Consider the following 18,217-nt stretch of genomic DNA (forward strand, 5'->3'; position numbering starts at 1 on the left):
ATGGACCCCCCGCGCGAACATGCTAGCTTGCCCAACATGAGGTTCCTGCGCGCCCTTCACAACAATGCCCTTGCGGCACTCCTCTGCGGGGTTCCCTTACTTGCCTCGGCACAGCATTCCGCACGCGCCGACGAGCTGCTCGACCGGCTGGCCCAGCCCGACCTGCGCAACTGGCAGGTGGTCGAGGAGGAACTCCTGATGCTGTGGTCGCGCTCGGGCTCGGCCTCGGCGGATTACCTGCTCGACCGTGGCCGCGAGGCGCTGGCGGCGGGCGAGATGGACGACGCCTACCAGCACCTCACCGCGCTGACCGACCACGCCCCGGACTTCGCCGAGGGCTGGAACGCGCGGGCCACCCTGTTCTTCCAGTCGAATCGCTACGGCCCCTCGATCGCCGACATCCAGCGCGTCCTGGCGCTGGAGCCGCGGCATTTCGGGGCGCTGACGGGCCTGGGCTTCATGCTGGAGGAGATGGGCGAGCCCGAGCGCGCGCTGGAGGCGTTCCGGGCGGCGCAGGCTATACATCCCCACCGCGAAGAAATAAACGAGGCCGTGGCCCGGATCGAGCGGGCGCTGGGCGGCCAGGCGCTCTGACGCACGGCTGCCTGCGGGCGAGGGGACGGGGGCCCCGAGGATGGACGGCAGCATGACCGGCAAGGGCCGCATCGCCGCGGTTCTGGGCCCGACCAACACCGGCAAGACCCATTACGCCATCGAACGGATGCTGGCCCACCGCACCGGCGTGATCGGCCTGCCGCTGCGGCTGCTGGCGCGCGAGGTCTATGACCGGATCGTCGGCCTGCGCGGCCCCTCGGTGGTGGCGCTGGTGACGGGCGAGGAGCGGATTGTCCCCGAGCGGACCCAGTACTGGGTCTGCACGGTCGAGGCGATGCCGGTGGGCATCGGCGCCGATTTCCTGGCCGTGGACGAGATCCAGCTCTGCGCCGACCCCGAGCGGGGGCACGTGTTCACCGACCGGCTGCTCCATGCCCGCGGTCTGCACGAAACCCTGTTCCTCGGGGCGGCCACCATGCGCAACGCCATCGCCGCGCTGGTGCCGCGGGCGCAGTTCCTGAGCCGGGAGAGATATTCACAGCTTGTGTATACAGGCTCGAAAAAGATCAGCCGGATGCCGCCCCGCAGCGCCATCGTGGGCTTTTCGGTCGAAAATCTCTACGCCACCGCGGAGCTTCTCCGGCGCCAGAAGGGCGGGGCGGCGGTGGTGATGGGCGCGCTGTCCCCCCGCACCCGCAACGCGCAGGTGGAGCTGTACCAGAACGGCGACGTGGACGTGCTGGTGGCGACCGACGCCATCGGCATGGGCCTGAACCTCGACATCCGGCACGTCGCCTTTTCCGGCCTGCGCAAGTTCGACGGCCGCCGGATGCGCGACCTGCAGCCGAACGAGCTGGCCCAGATCGCCGGCCGCGCCGGGCGCTACACCCAGGACGGCAGCTTCGGCGTGACCGGCGAGGCGCCGCCGCTGCCCGACGACCTCGCCCAGGCGATCCAGGAGCACCGCTTTGCCCCCGTGCGCAAGCTGCAGTGGCGCAACGCCGAGCTCGACTTCGGCTCGGCCGGGCGGCTGATCGCCTCGCTCGAGGCGCCGACCGACGACGAGTGGCTCACCCGCGCGCGGGAGGCCGACGACCTGATGGCGCTCAAGACCATCTCGGGGCGCGACGATGTCACCGGACGGCTGCAATCGGCGCGCGACGTGCGGCTGTTGTGGGACGTCTGCCGCATCCCCGACTTCCGCGGCATCAGCCACACCGAGCACGCCGAGCTGCTGGGCCGGATCTTCGAGTTCCTGCACGACCTCGGCCGGGTGCCCGACGACTGGCTCGCCCGCCAGGTCAAGCGGATCGACCGCAGCGAGGGCGACATCGACACATTGTCGAAACGTCTCGCCTATATCCGCACCTGGACCTACGTCGCCCAGCGCGAGGGCTGGGTGGACGATGTTGCCCATTGGCGCGGCGCGACCCGTGCCGTAGAAGACCGCCTGTCCGACGCGCTGCACGGCGCGCTGACACAGCGATTTGTCGACCGGCGGACCAGCGTCCTGCTCCGCCGGTTGAAACAGAAGGAGAGCCTTGTGGCCGACGTGAACGACAAGGGTGAGGTGACGGTCGAGGGGCAAGTCCTCGGCCGGATCGAGGGCTTCCGCTTCCGCCAGGACAAGACGGCGAGCCCGGACGAGGCCAAGACCCTGCGGCAGGCCGCGATGGCCGCGCTCCGCCCCGAGTTCCACCTGCGGGCCGACCGGTTCTACAACGCCCCCGACACCGAGTTCGACCTGACCGAGCAGGGCGGGCTGATGTGGGGCGACCAGGCCGTGGGCAAGCTGGTCAAGGGCGACGACCCGCTCAAGCCGACGGCCGAGGCCTTCGCCGACGATGAGGCCGGCCCCGAGGTCATCACCAAGGTGCAGCGCCGGCTGCAGCATTTCATCGACCGCCGCATCGCGGCCCAGTTCGAGCCGCTGCTCGCGCTGTCGCGCGACGAGGCGATCACGGGGCTGGCGCGCGGGGTGGCGTTCCGGCTGCTCGAGGGCTTCGGCATCGTGCCGCGGGCCGAGATCGCCGACGACATCAAGGCGCTGGACCAGGACGCCCGCGGGCTGTTGCGCAAGCATGGCGTGCGCTTCGGGCAGTTCACGATCTTCCAGCCGCTGCTGCTCAAGCCCGCGCCGACGCGGCTGCGGCTGGTGCTGTGGGGGCTGTGGCAGGGGCTGGACGCGTTCCCCGAAAGCCCGCCGCCGGGCCTCGTGACGATCCCCCACGACGCGCAGCAGCCGCAGGGCTACTACGCGATGTCGGGCTACCGGCCCGCCGCGGCCCGCGCGATCCGCATCGACATGCTGGAGCGGCTGGCCGACATGCTGCGGTCCAAGGACACGCGCGGCGGCTTCGAGGCGACGGCGGACATGCTGTCGATCACCGGCCTGACGCTGGAGCAGTTTGCCGACCTGATGGGCGGCCTCGGCTACCGCGCCGAGCGCGGCGAGCGGGCCAAGGTCAAGGCGGCCCCGGCACCGGCGGCCGAGCCCGCGGCGACGGACGCGCCGGAAACGGTCGACGAGACGGTGATCGACTCGGCCCCGCCCACCGGGCTGGAGACGGCCGAGGCGCCGGAAGCGGCGGCTGCGCCCGAGGTCGTGGCGGATGCGCCCGCCGAGGCCGACGCGCCGGCCGAGGAGGAAGGCCCCGCGCCGGCCGAGGCCGCGCCCGCCGAGATGGAGGTGTTCTACACCTTCACCTGGGCACCGCGGCGGCAGGGCGGCGGCAACCGCGGCCCGCGCCGGGCCGAGGGCGGCAAGCCCCGCGGCGAGGGCCAGAAGGCCCGCGGCGACGGCCCGCGCCAGGACGAGGGCAAGCCGCGCGGCAAGGGCGGCAAGCCCAGCCGCGGCAAGGGCGGCAAGCCCCCGCGCGAGGAGACCCCGCGGAGCTTCTCGGCACGGCCCGAGAAGAAGGACCGGATCGACCCCGACAACCCCTTCGCCCAGGCGCTGGCCGGCCTCAGGGACAAGCGCTGACCGACCCTCGCCCCACCGACCGGCTGGACAAGTGGCTCTGGCAGGCGCGTTTCTTCAAGACGCGCAGCCTCGCCACCCGGCTGGTCGCCGACGGGCAGGTCCGGGTCAACGCGGCCCGCGCGGTCAAGCCCGCGACGGCGGTGGGGCCGGGCGACGTGCTGACCTTCGCCCAGGGCGGGCGCATCCGCGTGATCCGCATCTTGGCGCTGGCCACCCGCCGCGGCCCCGCGCCCGAGGCGCAGGCGCTCTACGAGGACCTGACGCCGCCGGAGGCCCCCGAGACCCCGCGCACCGGCCCGCGCCCGACGAAAAAGGACCGTCGCGCGCTCGACGCGCTGCGCGACCCCGAGGACGGGCCCGCATAAGGCGAAAACGCCGCAGAGAATCCGCTTGAAATGTGTCAACTCAAGTTTACACTTGGATGACAGATCAAGGGGCGGGCCCGGTCTTGCACTGGCCTTGCCCGCCCTGTAGCAGACAGACTGACAGACCGACCAGCCGAGGATGACCGATGACCTACGTCGTGACGGAGAATTGCATCGCCTGCAAATACACCGATTGCGTGGAGGTCTGCCCCGTGGACTGTTTCTACGAGGGCGAGAACATGCTGGTGATCCACCCCGACGAGTGCATCGACTGCGGCGTCTGCGAGCCCGAGTGCCCCGCCGACGCGATCCGGCCCGACACCGAGCCGGACATGGAGAAATGGGTCGAGTTCAACCGCAAGTACTCGGAGCTGTGGCCGGTCATCATCACCAAGAAGGACCCGCTGCCGGACGCCGACGCCAATGACGGCAAGCCCGGCAAGATGGACGTCTTCTCGGAGGCCGCCGGCGAGGGCGGCTGATCCAAGGCCCCCGATTCGCGGCCCGCGGGCCGCTGCGGGGCAGCATCCTGCACGGCTGACGTCTGCAAATGCAGGGGTTTGGGCCTGCTGCATGGCACGCATCTGGAAATGAGGTGCGGCCTGTGCTATGTATTGGGCACTGTAATCTGTCTGTCGGCACCCAACAGCAGGTCTGCCAACCTGCCCGGTTCTCAACGCGACCGCAAAGCCCTGGTGGAAAACATCCGTTTTCCGCGGGCCCTTTTTGTCGCGTGTGACCGGGGGAAGGAAAGGAACCAGGAATGACGAAGGCCCGGAAGTCGCAAGAGTTCAGCCCCAATGATTATGTCGTCTACCCCGCCCACGGGGTCGGCAAGATCGTGTCGATCGAGGAGCAGGAAATCGCTGGCCTCAAGCTGGAACTCTTCGTGATCTCCTTCGAGAAGGACAAGATGACGCTGCGCGTCCCGACCGCCAAGGCGGCCGAGGTGGGCATGCGGTCGCTGTCCTCTCCCGACATCGTGTCGAAGGCGATGGACACGCTCAAGGGCAAGGCCCGGGTCAAGCGCGCCATGTGGTCCCGCCGCGCGCAGGAATACGAGCAGAAGATCAACTCGGGCGACCTGATCTCGATCGCCGAGGTGGTCCGCGACCTGCACCGGGCCGACGACCAGCGCGAGCAGTCCTATTCCGAGCGCCAGCTCTACGAGGCCGCGCTGGAGCGGCTGACCCGCGAGCTGGCCGCCGTCAAGGGCATGGACGAGGCCGGCGCCCAGAAACAGGTCGACGCCGTCCTGACCGCCCGCGCGGCGTAATCCCGCCTGCGTCAGAAAGTATGGCCCGCCGTACCTTTGGTGCGGCGGGTTTTCTGTTATGCTCGCCCCCGGGACCTGACCCAGATGCGCCGGCCCCCGGCCGGCATTGACGAAGGATTGACCATGAAGCTCAAGATCACCGCCGCCCTGTTCACGGCCGCGCTTGCCCTCGCGGCCTGCCAGCCGACGCCGCAGAACCAGGCGGCGCTCGGCGCCGTCGTCGGCGGCGCCACCGGCCTTGCCATCGCGGAACTGACCGACGCGAACCCGCAGTGGACGGCCGTGGCCGTCATCGGCGGCGCCGCCGCGGGTTCTGTCATCGCCCAGAACCAGACCACCCGCGAATGCGCCTACGCCGACGGGCGCGGCGGCTACTACACGGCACCCTGCCGCTGACACCGCCCGCGCGGCCCGTGCCCGGTGGGCGCGGGCCTTGCCTCAGGCCTCCCGCCCGCCCGGCCGGCGCGGCGGCACGCGGCTGTCCATCGTGCCGCGGAGCGCACCCGCGTCGCCCGGCCGGCGCGGTGGCGCGGCCTCCGCCCCCGGCTCGGCCGCGGTGCGGGCCATCTCGTCCAGCTGCGACACCAGCGCCAGTTCCACGTTCGCGTTCAGCTCCCGGGCCCGGGCGACATAGGCCTCGTTCTCGGTCACCGGCACGCCGGGCTTCCACAGCTCGGCCAGTTCCCGCAGGGTCTGCCGGTCGTGGCGGTAGAAGGCCATCTCCAGCTCGTGCGCCTCGTAGTCGCTGAGGCCCATGTCCTCCAGCACGTAGCGCGCCGCGCGCAGGCTCGAGTCGAACATCTCGCGCACGATGTGGTCGGCGCCGGCCTCGTACAGCTCGTAGACATGCAGCCGGTCCTGCGCGCGGGCGGTGATCGACAGGTCGGGGCGGAGCTTGCGGGCGTAGCGCACAAGGTTCACCGCCGCCTTGCGGTCGTCCACCGCCACCACCAGCACCCGCGCCGTGTCCAGCCCCGCCGCGGCCAGAAGCTCGGGCCGGGTCGGGTCGCCGAAATAGCCGTGGAAGCCGAAGCGCCGCATCAGCTGGATCGTGGCAAGGTCGCTGTCCAGCACCACGGTGCGAAAGCCCGACGCCTGCACCATCCGCATCACCACCTGCCCGAAGCGCCCGATGCCGGCGATGATGATCGGCGCCTCCTCGGCGATCTCGTCGGGCTCCGGCGTCTCGGGCGCCTCGACCAGCCGCTTGCGCAGGTAGTCGGACGCGATGAAGCTGAGCGGCGTCAGCAGCATCGACAGCGCGATGATGAGGAGCAGGATCTCGGCCACCCGGTCGGGGAACACCAGCTGCTGCACCCCGAAGGCGATCAGAACGAAGCCGAATTCGCCGGCCTGCGCGAGCCCGAGGGTGAACAGCCAGCGGTCCCCGCCCCTGAGCCCGAAGGCGAGCGTGATGCCGAGGAGCACGAGCCCCTTCAGCACCATCACCGCAAGGGTCAGACCGAGGATCAGCACGGGGTTGGCGAACAGCGTGCCAAAGCTGATGCCGGCGCCCACGGTGATGAAGAACAGGCCGAGGAGCAGGCCCTTGAAGGGCTCGATGTTGGCCTCGAGCTCGTGCTTGAACTCGGAGTTGGCCAGCACCACGCCGGCGACGAAGGCCCCCAGCGCGGGGCTGAGGCCGACGAGGATCATCAGCACCGCGATGGCGACCACGATCACCAGCGCCACGGCCGTATACATCTCGCGCAGCCGCGACATGTGGATGAAGCGGAACAGGTGCGGCGACAGGTAACGCCCGGCGAGGATCACGGCGGCGACGGCCCCGAGGGTGACGAGGGTCACGCCCCAGGCGGGCAGCCCCTCGACCAGCGAGATGGCGTGGTGGGCGTCCTCCTCGGCGTGGCGCTGGATCGAGCCGTCCTGGGCAAAGCGGGGGAACACCGCGGCGCTGGCCAGCAGCGGCAGGAGCGCGAGGAAGGGGATCACGGCGATGTCCTGGGTCAGCAGCACCGAAAATGCCGAGCGCCCGCCGTTCGTCTGCATCAGCTGCTTTTCGTTCAGCGTCTTGAGCACGATGGCGGTGGAGGACAGGGCCAGCGTCATGCCGATGGCGACGGCCAGCGGCAGGGGCAGGCCGATCGCCACGGCGCCCGCCGCAAGCACCGCGATGGTCACGACGATCTGCGCGCCGCCCAGCCCGAACAGCTTGCGCCGCATCTCCCACAGGCCCTTGGGGTCGAGTTCCAGCCCGATCAGGAACAGCATCAGGACGACGCCGAACTCGGCGTAATGCTGCAGGTCCGCGGCCTCGGACCCGACCAGACCCAGCACCGGCCCGATGGCGATGCCCGCGATCAGGTAGCCCAGCACCGACCCGAGGCCGAAGCGCACCGACAACGGCACGGCGATGACCATGGCGGTCAGGTAGATGGTGGCCTGCAGAAGGATGCCTTCCATGGCGGCTCCGCGTGATGGGTGTCCGTCCCCACCCTAGGGGGCCGTTCCCGGGGCGTCCATGCCCAGCCCCGTGCGGCAGGGTGCGCGAGCCCCTTGAGCCGCACCCCGGAATCGGCGCAACTGGGCCGTCAGCCTCAGGAGGTCACGGGCGATGAAACGGTCGGAGATCAACGCAATCATGGCGGAGGCAGAGGCCTTCATGGCCGCCTTCGGCTTCGTGCTGCCGCCCTTCGCCTACTGGACACCCGACGACATGCTGGCCCGCAAGGACGCGGCCCGCGCCATCATCGACGGGCGCATGGGCTGGGACATCACCGATTACGGGCAGGGGCGCTATGCCGAGATGGGGCTGTTCCTGTTCACGCTGCGCAACGGCCGGCTGGCCGACCTGCAGCGGGGCGGGGGCATGTGCTATGCCGAGAAGCTGCTGATCTCCAAGAAGAACCAGCTGTCGCCGATGCACCGGCACTACCTCAAGGCCGAGGACATCATCAACCGCGGCGGCGCGACGCTGGCGGTGGAGCTCTACGGCTCGGCGCCCGACGGCTCCTTCGACGGCGATGCGGGCGGGCGCGTGATGTGCGACGGCATCGCGCGGGACTTCGCACCCGGCGACGTGCTCAGGCTGGCGCCCGGGGAAAGCGTGACGCTGATGCCCGGCGACTGGCACGCCTTCTGGGGCGAGGGGGGCGATGTGCTGATCGGCGAGGTGTCGACCGTCAACGACGACGAGACCGACAACTGGTTCCGCGAGCCCATCGGCCGCTTCGCCGCCATCGAGGAGGACGTGGCGCCGACGCACCTCTTGGTGTCGGACTACGCGCGCTGGCTGTAGCGGAGCGGAAAACCCGGGTTTTCCGCATGGGAAACCTCGAGGTTTCCCGTGCGTTTTCCTTGAGGAAAACGCGCTAGAGCGCCCGCCACCCGATATCCCGGCGAAAGACCCCCTCGGGCCAGTCGATCGCCTCGACCATCCCGTAGGCCCGGTCCCGCGCCTCCTGCAGGCTCTCGCCCCGGGCGGTGACGTTCAGCACCCGCCCGCCGTTGGCCCGCAGGGTGCCCTCGGTGACGACCGTCCCGGCGTGGAACACCATGTGGTGCGAATCCTCGGGCAGCCCCTCGAGGCCCCGGATCTCGGACCCCTTGGCATAGCTGCCCGGATACCCCTTTGCCGCCATCACCACGGTCAGCGCGTGGTCGTCGGCCCAGGTCACCTGCATCTCGGCCAGCCGCCCCTCGGCGCAGGCCAGCATCAGGTCCAGCGCCTGCCCCCCCAGCCGCATCATCAGCACCTGGCATTCCGGGTCGCCGAAGCGGACGTTGTATTCCACCAGCCGCGGCTGCCCGTCCGCGATCATCAGCCCGGCATAGAGCACGCCCCGGAACGGTGTCCCCCGCCGCGCCATCTCGGCCACGGTCGGCTTGACGATCCGCTCCAGCGCCGCCGTGGCCACCGCGTCGGTCAGCACGGGCGCGGGCGAATAGGCCCCCATGCCGCCCGTGTTCGGCCCGGTGTCGCCCTCGCCGATGCGCTTGTGGTCCTGCGCGGTGCCGATGGGCAGCACCGTCTCGCCGTCCGACAGCACGAAGAACGACGCCTCCTCGCCGGCCATGAACTCCTCGATCACCACCTCGGCGCCGGCTGCGCCAAAGGCGCCGCCGAACATCTCGTCGATGGCGGCCTCCGCCTCGGCGACCGTCATCGCCACGACCACGCCCTTGCCGGCCGCCAGCCCGTCGGCCTTGACCACGATGGGCGCGCCCGCGGCCCGGACATGGGCCCTGGCGGCCGCCGCGTCGGTGAACCGCGCCCAGCCCGCCGTGGGCGCGCCGCAGGCGTCGCAGATCTCCTTGGTGAAGCCCTTCGACGCCTCCAGCCGCGCGGCCTCGGCCGAGGGGCCGAACACCAGGATCCCCGCTGCCACCAGCGCATCCGACACCCCGGCGGCCAGCGGCGCCTCGGGCCCGACGATGACGAAGTCGATCGATTCCTCCACCGCGAAGCCCACCACGGCCTCGCCATCGGTGACGTCGAGGTCGGCGCATTCCGCGATCTGGTCGATCCCGGCATTGCCCGGCGCCACGATCAGCCGGTCGCACTTGGGGTTCTGCAGCACCGCCCAGGCCAGCGCGTGTTCGCGCCCGCCGCCACCGAGGATCAGGATATTCACGCGGGTCTCCCGGCTTGCTAGTCTGCCCCCGCAATACAAAGCGGCAGAGGCAGGCACAACATGCGCAACCCGGACCCTTCGTCACGCCTCGGGGCCTTTGCGCGGTCCAGCGCGGGCTCGGTCACGACGGCCGTGGCGCTCTTCGCGGTGGCCCTGCTCGCGCTGGCCGCCTTCGCGCTGCTGCAGGCGACGGGCCGGATGCAGGCGCCGCCGCTGATCTTCGCCGTCCTCGGCGTCGCCGTGCTGGCCGCCGGCTGGGACCTGCTGCGCGAACGCCGCAAGGGCCGCTGAGCGCATGGACGACCTGATCGAGGACGCCGGCCCCGGCAACGCCCCCGAATTCACCGTCTCGGAGATCTCGGGCGCCGTAAAGCGCGCCATCGAGAGCGGCTTTTCCCATGTCCGCGTGCGGGGCGAGGTCGGCCGCCTGTCGATGCCGCGCTCGGGCCATGTCTACCTCGACCTCAAGGACGACCGCAGCGTTCTGGCGGCCGTGATCTGGAAGGGCACCGCCACCCGCCTCGCCCACCCGCCCGAGGAGGGGATGGAGGTGATCGCCACCGGCCGCCTCACAACCTTCCCCGGCCAGTCGAAATACCAGCTGGTGATCGAGGACCTGCGCCCCGCCGGCGCTGGCGCCCTGATGGCGATGCTGGAAAAACGCCGGGCGATGCTGGCCGCCGAGGGGCTGTTCGACGCCGGCCGCAAGAAACGCCTGCCGTTCCTGCCCGAGGTGATCGGCGTCGTCACCTCGCCGTCCGGCGCCGTCATCCGCGACATCCTGCACCGCCTGCGCGACCGCTTCCCGCGCCGCGTCCTGATCTGGCCGGTCGCGGTGCAGGGCGCCAACTGCGCCCCCGAGGTCGCCCGCGCCATCCGCGGCTTCAACGCGCTGCCCGAGGGCGGGCGCATCCCGCGGCCGGACCTGCTCATCGTCGCCCGCGGCGGCGGGTCGCTCGAGGACCTCTGGGGCTTCAACGAGGAGATCGTGGTCCGCGCCGCCGCCGACAGCGCGATCCCCCTGATCTCGGCGGTGGGCCACGAGACCGACACCACGCTGATCGACCACGCCGCCGACTGGCGCGCGCCCACGCCGACGGCGGCGGCCGAAAAGGCGGTGCCGGTGCGGCTGGACCTGCTGAACTGGCTCCGCACGCAGGACGGCATCCTGACCCGCGGGATGACGCAGGCGCTGGACCGCCGGCGGCAGCGCCTTGCCGACCTCTCCCGCGCGCTGCCCCGGCCCGAGAGCCTGCTCGACCAGGCCCGCCAGCGCCTCGACCTCGCCGCGGCCGGCCTCGCGCCCGCGCTGCGCCACCGGGCGGCGACGGCGCGCGGCCGCCTCGACGGCGCCGCGGCGCGGCTGGCCCCGGCGCTGGACCGCGCGGTGGGCAGGAAACGCCTTGCGCTGGGGCAGGGGGCGGCGCGGCTCAGCCCCGCCGCGCTGCAGGGGCTGGTGCGGCAGGGCCGGCGCGATCTTGCGGCGCTCGACCGGCGGCTCGACCCCGCCCGGCAACAGCGCCGCCTCGCGGACGCCCGCGCCCGGCTCGACGACCTGTCGGCCCGCTTCGCCCGGGTGGCCGAGACCGGCCTTGCCGCCCGCCGCGACCGCCTCGCCGCGCTCGACCGGCTGCACCAGACGCTCGGCTACACCGAAACCCTCCGCCGCGGCTACGCCGTCGTCCGCGCCGGCGAGGCCGTCCTGACCCGCAAGACTGAGGCCGAAACCCACGCCGCGCTCGAGATCGAGTTCGCCGACGGCAAGCTCGCGGTCACCCCCACGGGCGCCACGCCGCGCCCCGCCCCGAAACGCCAGAGCGGCCCCAGCGAACCGGGGCAGGGCAGCCTCTTCTGACCACCCCCCCCCCTCATCTTTGCTTCAAAAATACTCCGGGGGGTGCGGGGGGCTGGCCCCCCGCGGCGCTACCTCACCCCACCTCGGCGAACACCTTCCTCAGCGCCGCGTCCAGCTTCTCGAACATCTCGTCCATCTGCGCGTCGGTCAGGGTGAAGGGCGGGCACAGCACGATCGACTGCCCCAGCGGACGGCAGATCAGCCCGTGGTCGGTGCAGGTGTTGGCGATCCGCTCGGATACCGACAGCTTGCCGTCGAAGGGCACCTTGCCCTCGCGGTTCTTCACGGCCTCCAGCGCCCACATGTAGCCGATGCCGCGCAGCTCGCCGATGTTGGGGTGCTTGGCGATCTCGCGCAGCCCCGCCTCCATCCGCGGGGCGCCGGCGCGGACCATGTCCATAAGCCCCTCGTTCATCACCACGTCGATGGCCTTGAGCGCCACCGCGCAGCCGACCGGGTGGCCGGACGCCGTGAAGCCGTGCGGGAACTCCTCGATCGGGTCGATGGCCGCCTGCAGCCGGTCGGTCAGCTCGGGGCCGAGGATCACCGCGCCCATCGGGAAATACCCCGCCGTCAGCGCCTTGGACGAGATGATGGCGTCGGGCACGAAGTCGTAGGTCTGGCAGCCCCAGGTGTTGCCGGTGCGCCCGAAGCCGCAGATCACCTCGTCGGCGATCAGGGGAATTCCGTGCTTCTTCAGGATCGGCTGGATCGCCTGGAAATACCCCGCGCTGGGCGGGATCACGCCGCCCGCGCCCATCACCGGTTCCGCGAAGAAGCCCGCGATGGTGTCAGCGCCTTCGCGCGCGATGACGTCCTCCAGCTCCTGCGCCAGCCGCGCGGTGAACTCCGCCTCGGTCTCGCCCTCCGCGCCGTAGCGCCAGTAATGCGGGCAGCCGAGGTGGAGGAAGCCCTCCAGCGGGAGGCCGAACACGCTGTTGTAGGGTTTGCCGGTCATCGAGGCCGAGACCACGGTGACGCCGTGGTAGCCGTTCCAGCGGGTCAGGATCTTGCGCGCCTGCGGCCGGTCCTCGGCGCGGTTCAGGAACCACAGCATCTTGACCATGGTGTCGTTCGCCTCGGACCCCGAGTTGGTGTAGAACACCTTGCCGCGGGGGAAGGGCGAGACCTCGACCAGCTTCTCGGACAGCGCGACGGTCTGGTCCGACATCCGGCCGAAAAAGGCGTGGTAGCCCGGGAACCGGTCGTATTGCGCCTTGGCGGCCTCGGCCAGCCCCTTGTGGTCGAAGCCCGCGATCATGTTCCAAAGGCCGGCGTTGGCGTCGAGGTACCGCTTGCCGTTGGTGTCGACGACGTAGGGCCCCTCGCCATGGGTCAGCACCACGGTGCCGCGCTCGCGGACCGAGGGCAGGTCGGTGAAACCGTAGAGGGAATGCGCCTCGGCGCGGGCTTCCCAGGAATTCGGGGCGTGGTCCTTCATGGCGGTCTCCTGTTCGGGTCTGGCGCGCAGGCTAGACGGGCGGAGGCGCCGCTGCAATCGGGGCCGGCGAAGTGACTGCGGCCATCGTCAGAAATGCGAAGCGGGCAGAGTTTTCCTGAAAACTCTGCCCGCGGCCAGGTCTTCTGAAAGACGTGCGGATCAGGTCCCGTAGGCGCGGGTCTCGCCCTTCACGTCCTCGGCGGCCGCGATCAGCGCGTCGGCGATCACGTCGAGCTCGGGCTTGGTCAGCCGCACGGGCAGGCGCACGTCGCAGGCGCGCATCAGCATCGCGCGGGTCTGCGGCAGGTCGGGCCGGTCGCCCGGGATGAACTGCCAGTTCCAGAAGGCGCGCGCGTTGTCGGTGGACAGGCCGAAGATCTGCACCTTGACGCCGCGCGCCTCGGCGGCGGCGGCGAAGGCGCGGGCCTCGGCGTCGGTCTCGAAACCCACGAGGTTGAACTGGATCGAGTCCGGCGCGCGGGTCTCGGGTGCCAGCGGCGGGGGCACGTGCAGCCAGGGCGTCGCGTTCAGGAGGTCGGCCACGTAGTCGTGGTTCTTCAGGCCGTCGCGCACGCGCCGTTCCAGCTCGGGCAGCTGCGGGCGGATCACCGCGGCAGACAGGTTCTGCAGCCGCATGTTGTAGAGCGGCAGCCGGTTCTGCCAGCGCGCGAAGGCCAGCGCCAGCTCGGGGTCGTTCTGCCCCTCGGGGCCCTTGTGCTTCTTCCAGTTGTGCTCGTAGGCACCCGACATGATGACCGCACGCGCCACCAGGTCGGCGTCGTCGGTGATCAGGATGCCGCCCTCGCCCGCGTTCACCATCTTGTAGGACTGGAACGAGAAGCAGCCGATCTTGCCGATGGTCCCGATCTTGCGGCCGTGCCAGAGGGTGCCGAGCGAATGGGCCGCGTCCTCGATCACGGGGATGCCGCGGGCGTCGCAGAGCGCCATGATGGCGTCCATGTCGCTGGTGTGGCCGCGCATGTGGCTGATGATGACGGCCTCGATGCCGTCGTCGAGCTTGGCCTCGAAATCGGCCATGTCGATGCGGTAGTTCTCGCCGACCTCGGCCAGCACCGGCTGGCAGAAGGCGTGGACGACGGCCGAGGGCACGGCGGCGAAGGTGAAGGCCGGGATCAGCACGCGGGCGCCGGGCGCCAGGTCCAGCGCGCGCAGCGACAGGAAGATCGCGGCCGAGCAGGACGAGACGGCCAGCGCGTATTTCGCGCCCATCAGGTCGGCGAATTCGCGCTCCAGCAGAGCCACGGGCGCGTCTGCGGGGGCGGTGTAGCGGAACAGGTCGCCCGACTGCAGCAGGCGGTCGATCTCGGCCCGGGCGGCCTCGGGGATCGGTTCCGCGTCGTAGACGTTCGGGGCGGGGGCCGTGGCCATGTTGCTCGCCATGGTTTCACCTTTTTGAAATCTAGTCTTTCAAGAATCTTATCCTGTTAAGCGCGGGGAATCCAGCGCGCTGTGCCGGTGTCACGAAAGCTTCGTGCGGCGGGATGCGGCGGGGCGCGGAAAACTCGAGTTTTCCGCGCCGAAAAACTCGGGTTTTCGGCATCTTCCCGGTGGCCGGCGTCTGGCCTCAGACCCCCAGCCGGTCGCGCAGCGCGTACCAGGTCATCGCCAGCGTCAGGAGCGGCGCGCGCAGCGCCGTGCCGCCCGGAAAGCGCGGCACCGGCAGCGCCTCGAAACTCGCCAGCCCGTCTTCCTGCCCCATCACGGCCTCGGCCATCACGCGGCCCGCCATCCCCGACAGCGCCACGCCATGCCCCGAGAACCCCGCCCCCGACAGGATGTTGGGCGCCACCCGCACCACGTGCGGCAGCCGCGTCATGGTGATCCCGAGCGAGCCGCCCCAGACATGGTCGACGCCCACGCCGCCCAGCTGCGGGAACAGCCGCTGCATCCGGGCGACCAGCGGCCCCGCGATGTCGCGCGGGAAGCCGAGGCCATAGCTTTCGCGGCCGCCGAACAGGAACCGGCGGTCGGCCGAGAAGCGGTAATAGTTCACCACGAACTTGCTGTCCGACACCGCGATGTCCTCGGCCAGCACGTCCTGCCAGCGGTCGGACAGGGGCTCGGTCGCGGCGATGAAGGAGTTGATCGGCATCACCCGCGCGTTCACCTGCGGCAAGATGTTCGGCAGGTAGCCGTTGCCCGCGATGATGGCATGGCCCGCCGTGACCTGCCCGCGCGCGGTCTTGAGCACCAGCCGGGGCCGGGTGACGACAGCCGTCACCTCGCTGGTCTCGTGGATCACGGCGCCCGCGACCTCGGCGGCGCGGGCCAGCGCCTGGGCATAGGCGAGCGGCTGGATGTGGCCGGCCGAGCGGTCGAGCATCCCGCCGACGTAGAGCGGCGACTTGACCAGCGCGGCGAAGGCGTCGCGCTCCATCACGCTGACCTGGTGGCCGTAGCGCTGGGCCATGTGGTCGGCCTCGGCGCGCAGGTGGTCGAGGTCGGCGCGGGTGTATTCCCCGTGCGCCACGCCGGGGCGATAGGCCGCCTCGGGCGCGTGCGACAGGCAGAAGTCGCGCAGCTGCGTCTTGGCCTCGACCGACAGGTCCCAGAGCGCGCGGGCGCGGGCATCGCCCAGCTGCGCCTCGAGCCAGCTCTGTTCCTTGTTGAAGCCCGACTGCACCTGTCCGCCGTTGCGCCCCGAGGCGCCGAAGCCCACCCGGTGCGCCTCGAGCACCACCACGCGGCGGCCCGCCCGCGCCAGCGTCAGCGCGGCCCAGAGCCCGGTGAAGCCCGCGCCCAGGATCACCACATCGGCCTCGACCGCGCCGGTCAGCGCCGGGCGTGGCGCGGCCTCGGGCAGGCTGGCCGCGTACCAGGACGGCGCGTGCACCCCCGCCCGGTCGTTGCGGTAGAGCGGGTTCACGCCGCGCTCCCGCCCGTGGCGAAGGCGGGCGCGAAGGCCCAGGCCAGCAGCAGCGCGCCCAGCGTGGTGGCGAGCACCACGAGCAGGATCGTCAGCGACCGCCCCATCACACGTTGAGGAGCAGGTGCTCCCGCTCCCAGGGGCTGATGACGTGCAGGAACTCGTTGTATTCCAGCTCCTTCACGGCGGTGTAGACGCGGCAGAATTCCTCGCCCAGCACCTGCTGGATGGTCGGGTTCGCCTCCAGCAGCCCCAGCGCGTCGCCAAGCCCGCGCGGCACGCCGCTTTCCAGCTGGTAGGCGTCGCCCGCGAAGGGCTCGGAGGGTTCGGTCTTTTCCAGGAGCCCCACCAGCCCGCATGCCAGCGACGCGGCGATGCCGAGGTAGGGGTTGCAGTCCATCCCCGGCAGCCGGTTCTCGACCCGCCGCGCGGACGGCTCGGACACCGGCACGCGCAGGCCCGTGGTGCGGTTGTCGCGGCCCCATTCCAGGTTGATCGGCGCGGCGAAGTCGGGGACGTAGCGCCGGTAGCTGTTCACGTAGGGCGCCAGCAGGGCGATCACGGCGGGCAGGTTGCGCTGCATCCCGCCGATGAAATGCATGAACTCGGGCGTTTCCGACCCGTCGGGGTTGGAAAAGATGTTCTCGCCGGTCTCGAGGCTGACCACCGAGTGGTGGATGTGCATCGCGCTGCCCGGCTCGCCCTCGATCGGCTTGGCCATGAAGGTGGCGTAGGTGTCGTGGCGCAGCGCCGCCTCGCGGATCATGCGTTTGAAGAAGAACATCTCGTCGGCGAGCTTGACCGGGTCGCCGTGGCGCAGGTTCAGCTCGATCTGCCCCGAGCCGCCTTCCTGCAGGATGCCGTCGATTTCCAGACCCATGGCCTCGGCGAAGTCGTAGATGTCGTCGATGACGCGGCCGTATTCGTCCACGGCCGACATCGAATAGGCCTGCCGCGCCGCCGCGCGCCGGCCCGAGCGGCCCATGGGCGGTTCGATCTCGCGGGCGGGGTCGGTGTTCGGGGCGACGAGGTAGAATTCCATCTCGGGCGCCACGATCGGCTTCAGCCCGCGCGCGTTGTAGAGGCCGACCACCCGCTTGAGCACGTTGCGCGGCGCGTAGGGCACCGGGTTGCCCTTCTGGTCGTCGATGTCGTGGATCACCTGCAGCGTGGTGTCCGCGGTCCAGGGCGCGGGCGTCGCCGTCTCGTAATCCGGCGTCAGGATCATGTCCGGCTCGGTGAAGCCGTCGGCCACCTCGTCGGCCCAGTCGCCGGTGATGGTCTGGAAGAAGATCGAGTTCGGCAGGTAGAAGAACGGCTGCCGGGCGAACTTCTGGCCCGGCATGGCCTTGCCGCGGGCGATGCCCGCCAGGTCGGCGACGATGCATTCCACCTCGTCGATGGAGCGCCCGTGCAGGTAGGTCTGCGCGATGTCGGGCAGCTTCTCGATCAGGTCGTTGACGGGGCTCGAGCTCATGCGCCGGCCCTCTCTGCAAAGGGCACCCGGGTGGCGGGCTGGCCCTCCAGCACGTCGGCCAGCCAGTCGGCGATCAGGTGGCTGTCGGTGGGTGCCTCCAGCGCCTCGCGCGCGGCCTCGACCAGCGGCGCGGGCACGGCGCCCGAGCGGTGCTCGATCAGCGCCTCGACGACCGAGGCGGGAAATTCCGGGTGCGGCTGCACGGTCAGGATGCGGTCGCCATGGGCCAGCACCGCGTGGCGGGTGAACGGGTTCTCGCCCAGCACGGTCGCGCCCTCGGGCAGCTCCACCACCTGGTCCTGGTGCCAGGCGTTCAGCGCCAGCTCGCGCCCGCCGATGCTGTAGTGGCGCCGGCCGACGGCCCAGCCGCCGGAAAACTTCTCGACCCGGCCGCCGAGCGCCTGGGCGATGATCTGGTGCCCGAAGCAGATGCCGACCAGCGGCTTGCCCGCGTCGCGGATGGCGCGGATCAGCGCCTCGAGCGGCGGGATCCAGGCGTGGTCCTCGTAGGCGCCGTGGCGCGAGCCGGTGATGAGCCAGGCGTCGGCGGCATCTGGCCCCTCGGGGAACTCCATGTCGACGACCGAATAGGTGCGCAGGGTGAAGCCGCGGTGGGCGAAGAGGCGGGCGAACAGGTCGGTATAGGTTCCGTCCCGTGCCGCGACTTGGTCGGGAACGTGGCCGGTCTGCAGGATGCCGAGGATCATGGGGTACTCGTGGGCTTGGATGGCGCCAAGCTATGCCTGCCCGCGCCGGCGGGCAAGGGGGCGGGCGCGGGCCGCGGCG

General features: G+C 70.8%; 16 protein-coding genes. 9 read left to right on the forward strand and 7 right to left on the reverse strand.

Annotated elements, in window-relative coordinates:
- The first annotated feature begins 36 nt into the window (after positions 1-36).
- The 6 genes from HCU73_RS06800 to HCU73_RS06825 all read left to right on the forward strand — a co-directional run bounded on the left by HCU73_RS06800 (position 37) and on the right by HCU73_RS06825 (position 5,575).
- Positions 37-594 (forward strand): tetratricopeptide repeat protein, encoded by a 558-nt coding sequence (locus HCU73_RS06800; RefSeq protein WP_168622677.1) that lies wholly within the window; start codon positions 37-39, stop codon positions 592-594.
- Between the two features lie 52 nt (positions 595-646).
- Positions 647-3,538 carry a helicase-related protein gene (locus HCU73_RS06805; RefSeq protein WP_168622678.1) on the forward strand — a complete coding sequence of 964 codons (2,892 nt, stop codon included), beginning with the start codon at positions 647-649 and terminating at the stop codon, positions 3,536-3,538.
- Complete coding sequence (locus tag HCU73_RS06810; protein WP_168623241.1) at positions 3,535-3,903, forward strand: RNA-binding S4 domain-containing protein; 369 nt, start codon at positions 3,535-3,537, stop codon at positions 3,901-3,903. The genes HCU73_RS06805 and HCU73_RS06810 overlap by 4 nt, the downstream gene beginning before the upstream one ends.
- Before the next feature lie 146 nt (positions 3,904-4,049).
- The gene (fdxA, locus tag HCU73_RS06815; RefSeq protein WP_168622679.1) at positions 4,050-4,385 is read left to right on the forward strand and encodes a ferredoxin FdxA; all 336 of its coding nucleotides are present in this window, start codon (positions 4,050-4,052) and stop codon (positions 4,383-4,385) included.
- A 281-nt stretch (positions 4,386-4,666) separates the two neighbouring features.
- Positions 4,667-5,179: a CarD family transcriptional regulator gene (locus HCU73_RS06820; RefSeq protein ID WP_168622680.1), complete on the forward strand. Its 513-nt coding sequence runs from the start codon at positions 4,667-4,669 to the stop codon at positions 5,177-5,179.
- Between the two features lie 123 nt (positions 5,180-5,302).
- Entirely contained in the window at positions 5,303-5,575 is a 273-nt protein-coding gene (locus tag HCU73_RS06825) for a glycine zipper 2TM domain-containing protein (protein WP_168622681.1), read from the forward strand.
- Positions 5,576-5,617: 42 nt separating this feature from the next.
- Here the strand turns inward: HCU73_RS06825 and HCU73_RS06830 are convergent, their stop codons facing one another.
- Entirely contained in the window at positions 5,618-7,600 is a 1,983-nt protein-coding gene (locus tag HCU73_RS06830; RefSeq protein WP_168622682.1) for a monovalent cation:proton antiporter-2 (CPA2) family protein, read from the reverse strand.
- A 151-nt stretch (positions 7,601-7,751) separates the two neighbouring features.
- On the opposite strand from HCU73_RS06830, the gene HCU73_RS06835 reads away from it, so the two are divergent.
- The gene (locus HCU73_RS06835; RefSeq protein WP_168622683.1) at positions 7,752-8,435 is read left to right on the forward strand and encodes a D-lyxose/D-mannose family sugar isomerase; all 684 of its coding nucleotides are present in this window, start codon (positions 7,752-7,754) and stop codon (positions 8,433-8,435) included.
- Between the two features lie 73 nt (positions 8,436-8,508).
- Here HCU73_RS06835 and purD read toward each other — a convergent pair whose 3' ends face one another.
- Entirely contained in the window at positions 8,509-9,771 is a 1,263-nt protein-coding gene (gene purD / locus HCU73_RS06840) for a phosphoribosylamine--glycine ligase (RefSeq protein ID WP_168622684.1), read from the reverse strand.
- Between the two features lie 60 nt (positions 9,772-9,831).
- Between purD and HCU73_RS06845 the strand changes: the two genes are divergently transcribed.
- Positions 9,832-10,062: a hypothetical protein gene (locus HCU73_RS06845; protein WP_168622685.1), complete on the forward strand. Its 231-nt coding sequence runs from the start codon at positions 9,832-9,834 to the stop codon at positions 10,060-10,062.
- Between the two features lie 4 nt (positions 10,063-10,066).
- Positions 10,067-11,626 carry an exodeoxyribonuclease VII large subunit gene (gene xseA, locus HCU73_RS06850; RefSeq protein ID WP_168622686.1) on the forward strand — a complete coding sequence of 520 codons (1,560 nt, stop codon included), beginning with the start codon at positions 10,067-10,069 and terminating at the stop codon, positions 11,624-11,626.
- A gap of 73 nt (positions 11,627-11,699) precedes the next feature.
- On the opposite strand, the gene HCU73_RS06855 is transcribed toward xseA, so the two are convergent.
- The 5 genes from HCU73_RS06855 to HCU73_RS06875 form a co-directional block, all read right to left on the reverse strand.
- On the reverse strand, positions 11,700-13,067 hold the full coding sequence (locus HCU73_RS06855; protein ID WP_168622687.1) for an aminotransferase: 1,368 nt from the start codon (positions 13,065-13,067) through the stop codon (positions 11,700-11,702).
- A 159-nt stretch (positions 13,068-13,226) separates the two neighbouring features.
- Positions 13,227-14,468, reverse strand: coding sequence for a DegT/DnrJ/EryC1/StrS family aminotransferase (locus tag HCU73_RS06860; protein ID WP_239025472.1), 1,242 nt, complete (start codon positions 14,466-14,468; stop codon positions 13,227-13,229).
- A 184-nt stretch (positions 14,469-14,652) separates the two neighbouring features.
- Entirely contained in the window at positions 14,653-15,954 is a 1,302-nt protein-coding gene (locus HCU73_RS06865; protein ID WP_168622688.1) for an FAD-dependent oxidoreductase, read from the reverse strand.
- Between the two features lie 106 nt (positions 15,955-16,060).
- The gene (locus HCU73_RS06870) at positions 16,061-17,431 is read right to left on the reverse strand and encodes a glutamine synthetase family protein (RefSeq protein ID WP_168622689.1); all 1,371 of its coding nucleotides are present in this window, start codon (positions 17,429-17,431) and stop codon (positions 16,061-16,063) included.
- Positions 17,428-18,138, reverse strand: coding sequence for a type 1 glutamine amidotransferase (locus HCU73_RS06875; protein ID WP_168622690.1), 711 nt, complete (start codon positions 18,136-18,138; stop codon positions 17,428-17,430). Before HCU73_RS06875 ends, HCU73_RS06870 begins: the two co-directional genes overlap by 4 nt.
- Positions 18,139-18,217 lie beyond the last annotated feature (79 nt).

This window comes from Roseicyclus persicicus, from assembly GCF_012395815.1.
Classification (GTDB): domain Bacteria; phylum Pseudomonadota; class Alphaproteobacteria; order Rhodobacterales; family Rhodobacteraceae; genus Roseicyclus; species Roseicyclus persicicus.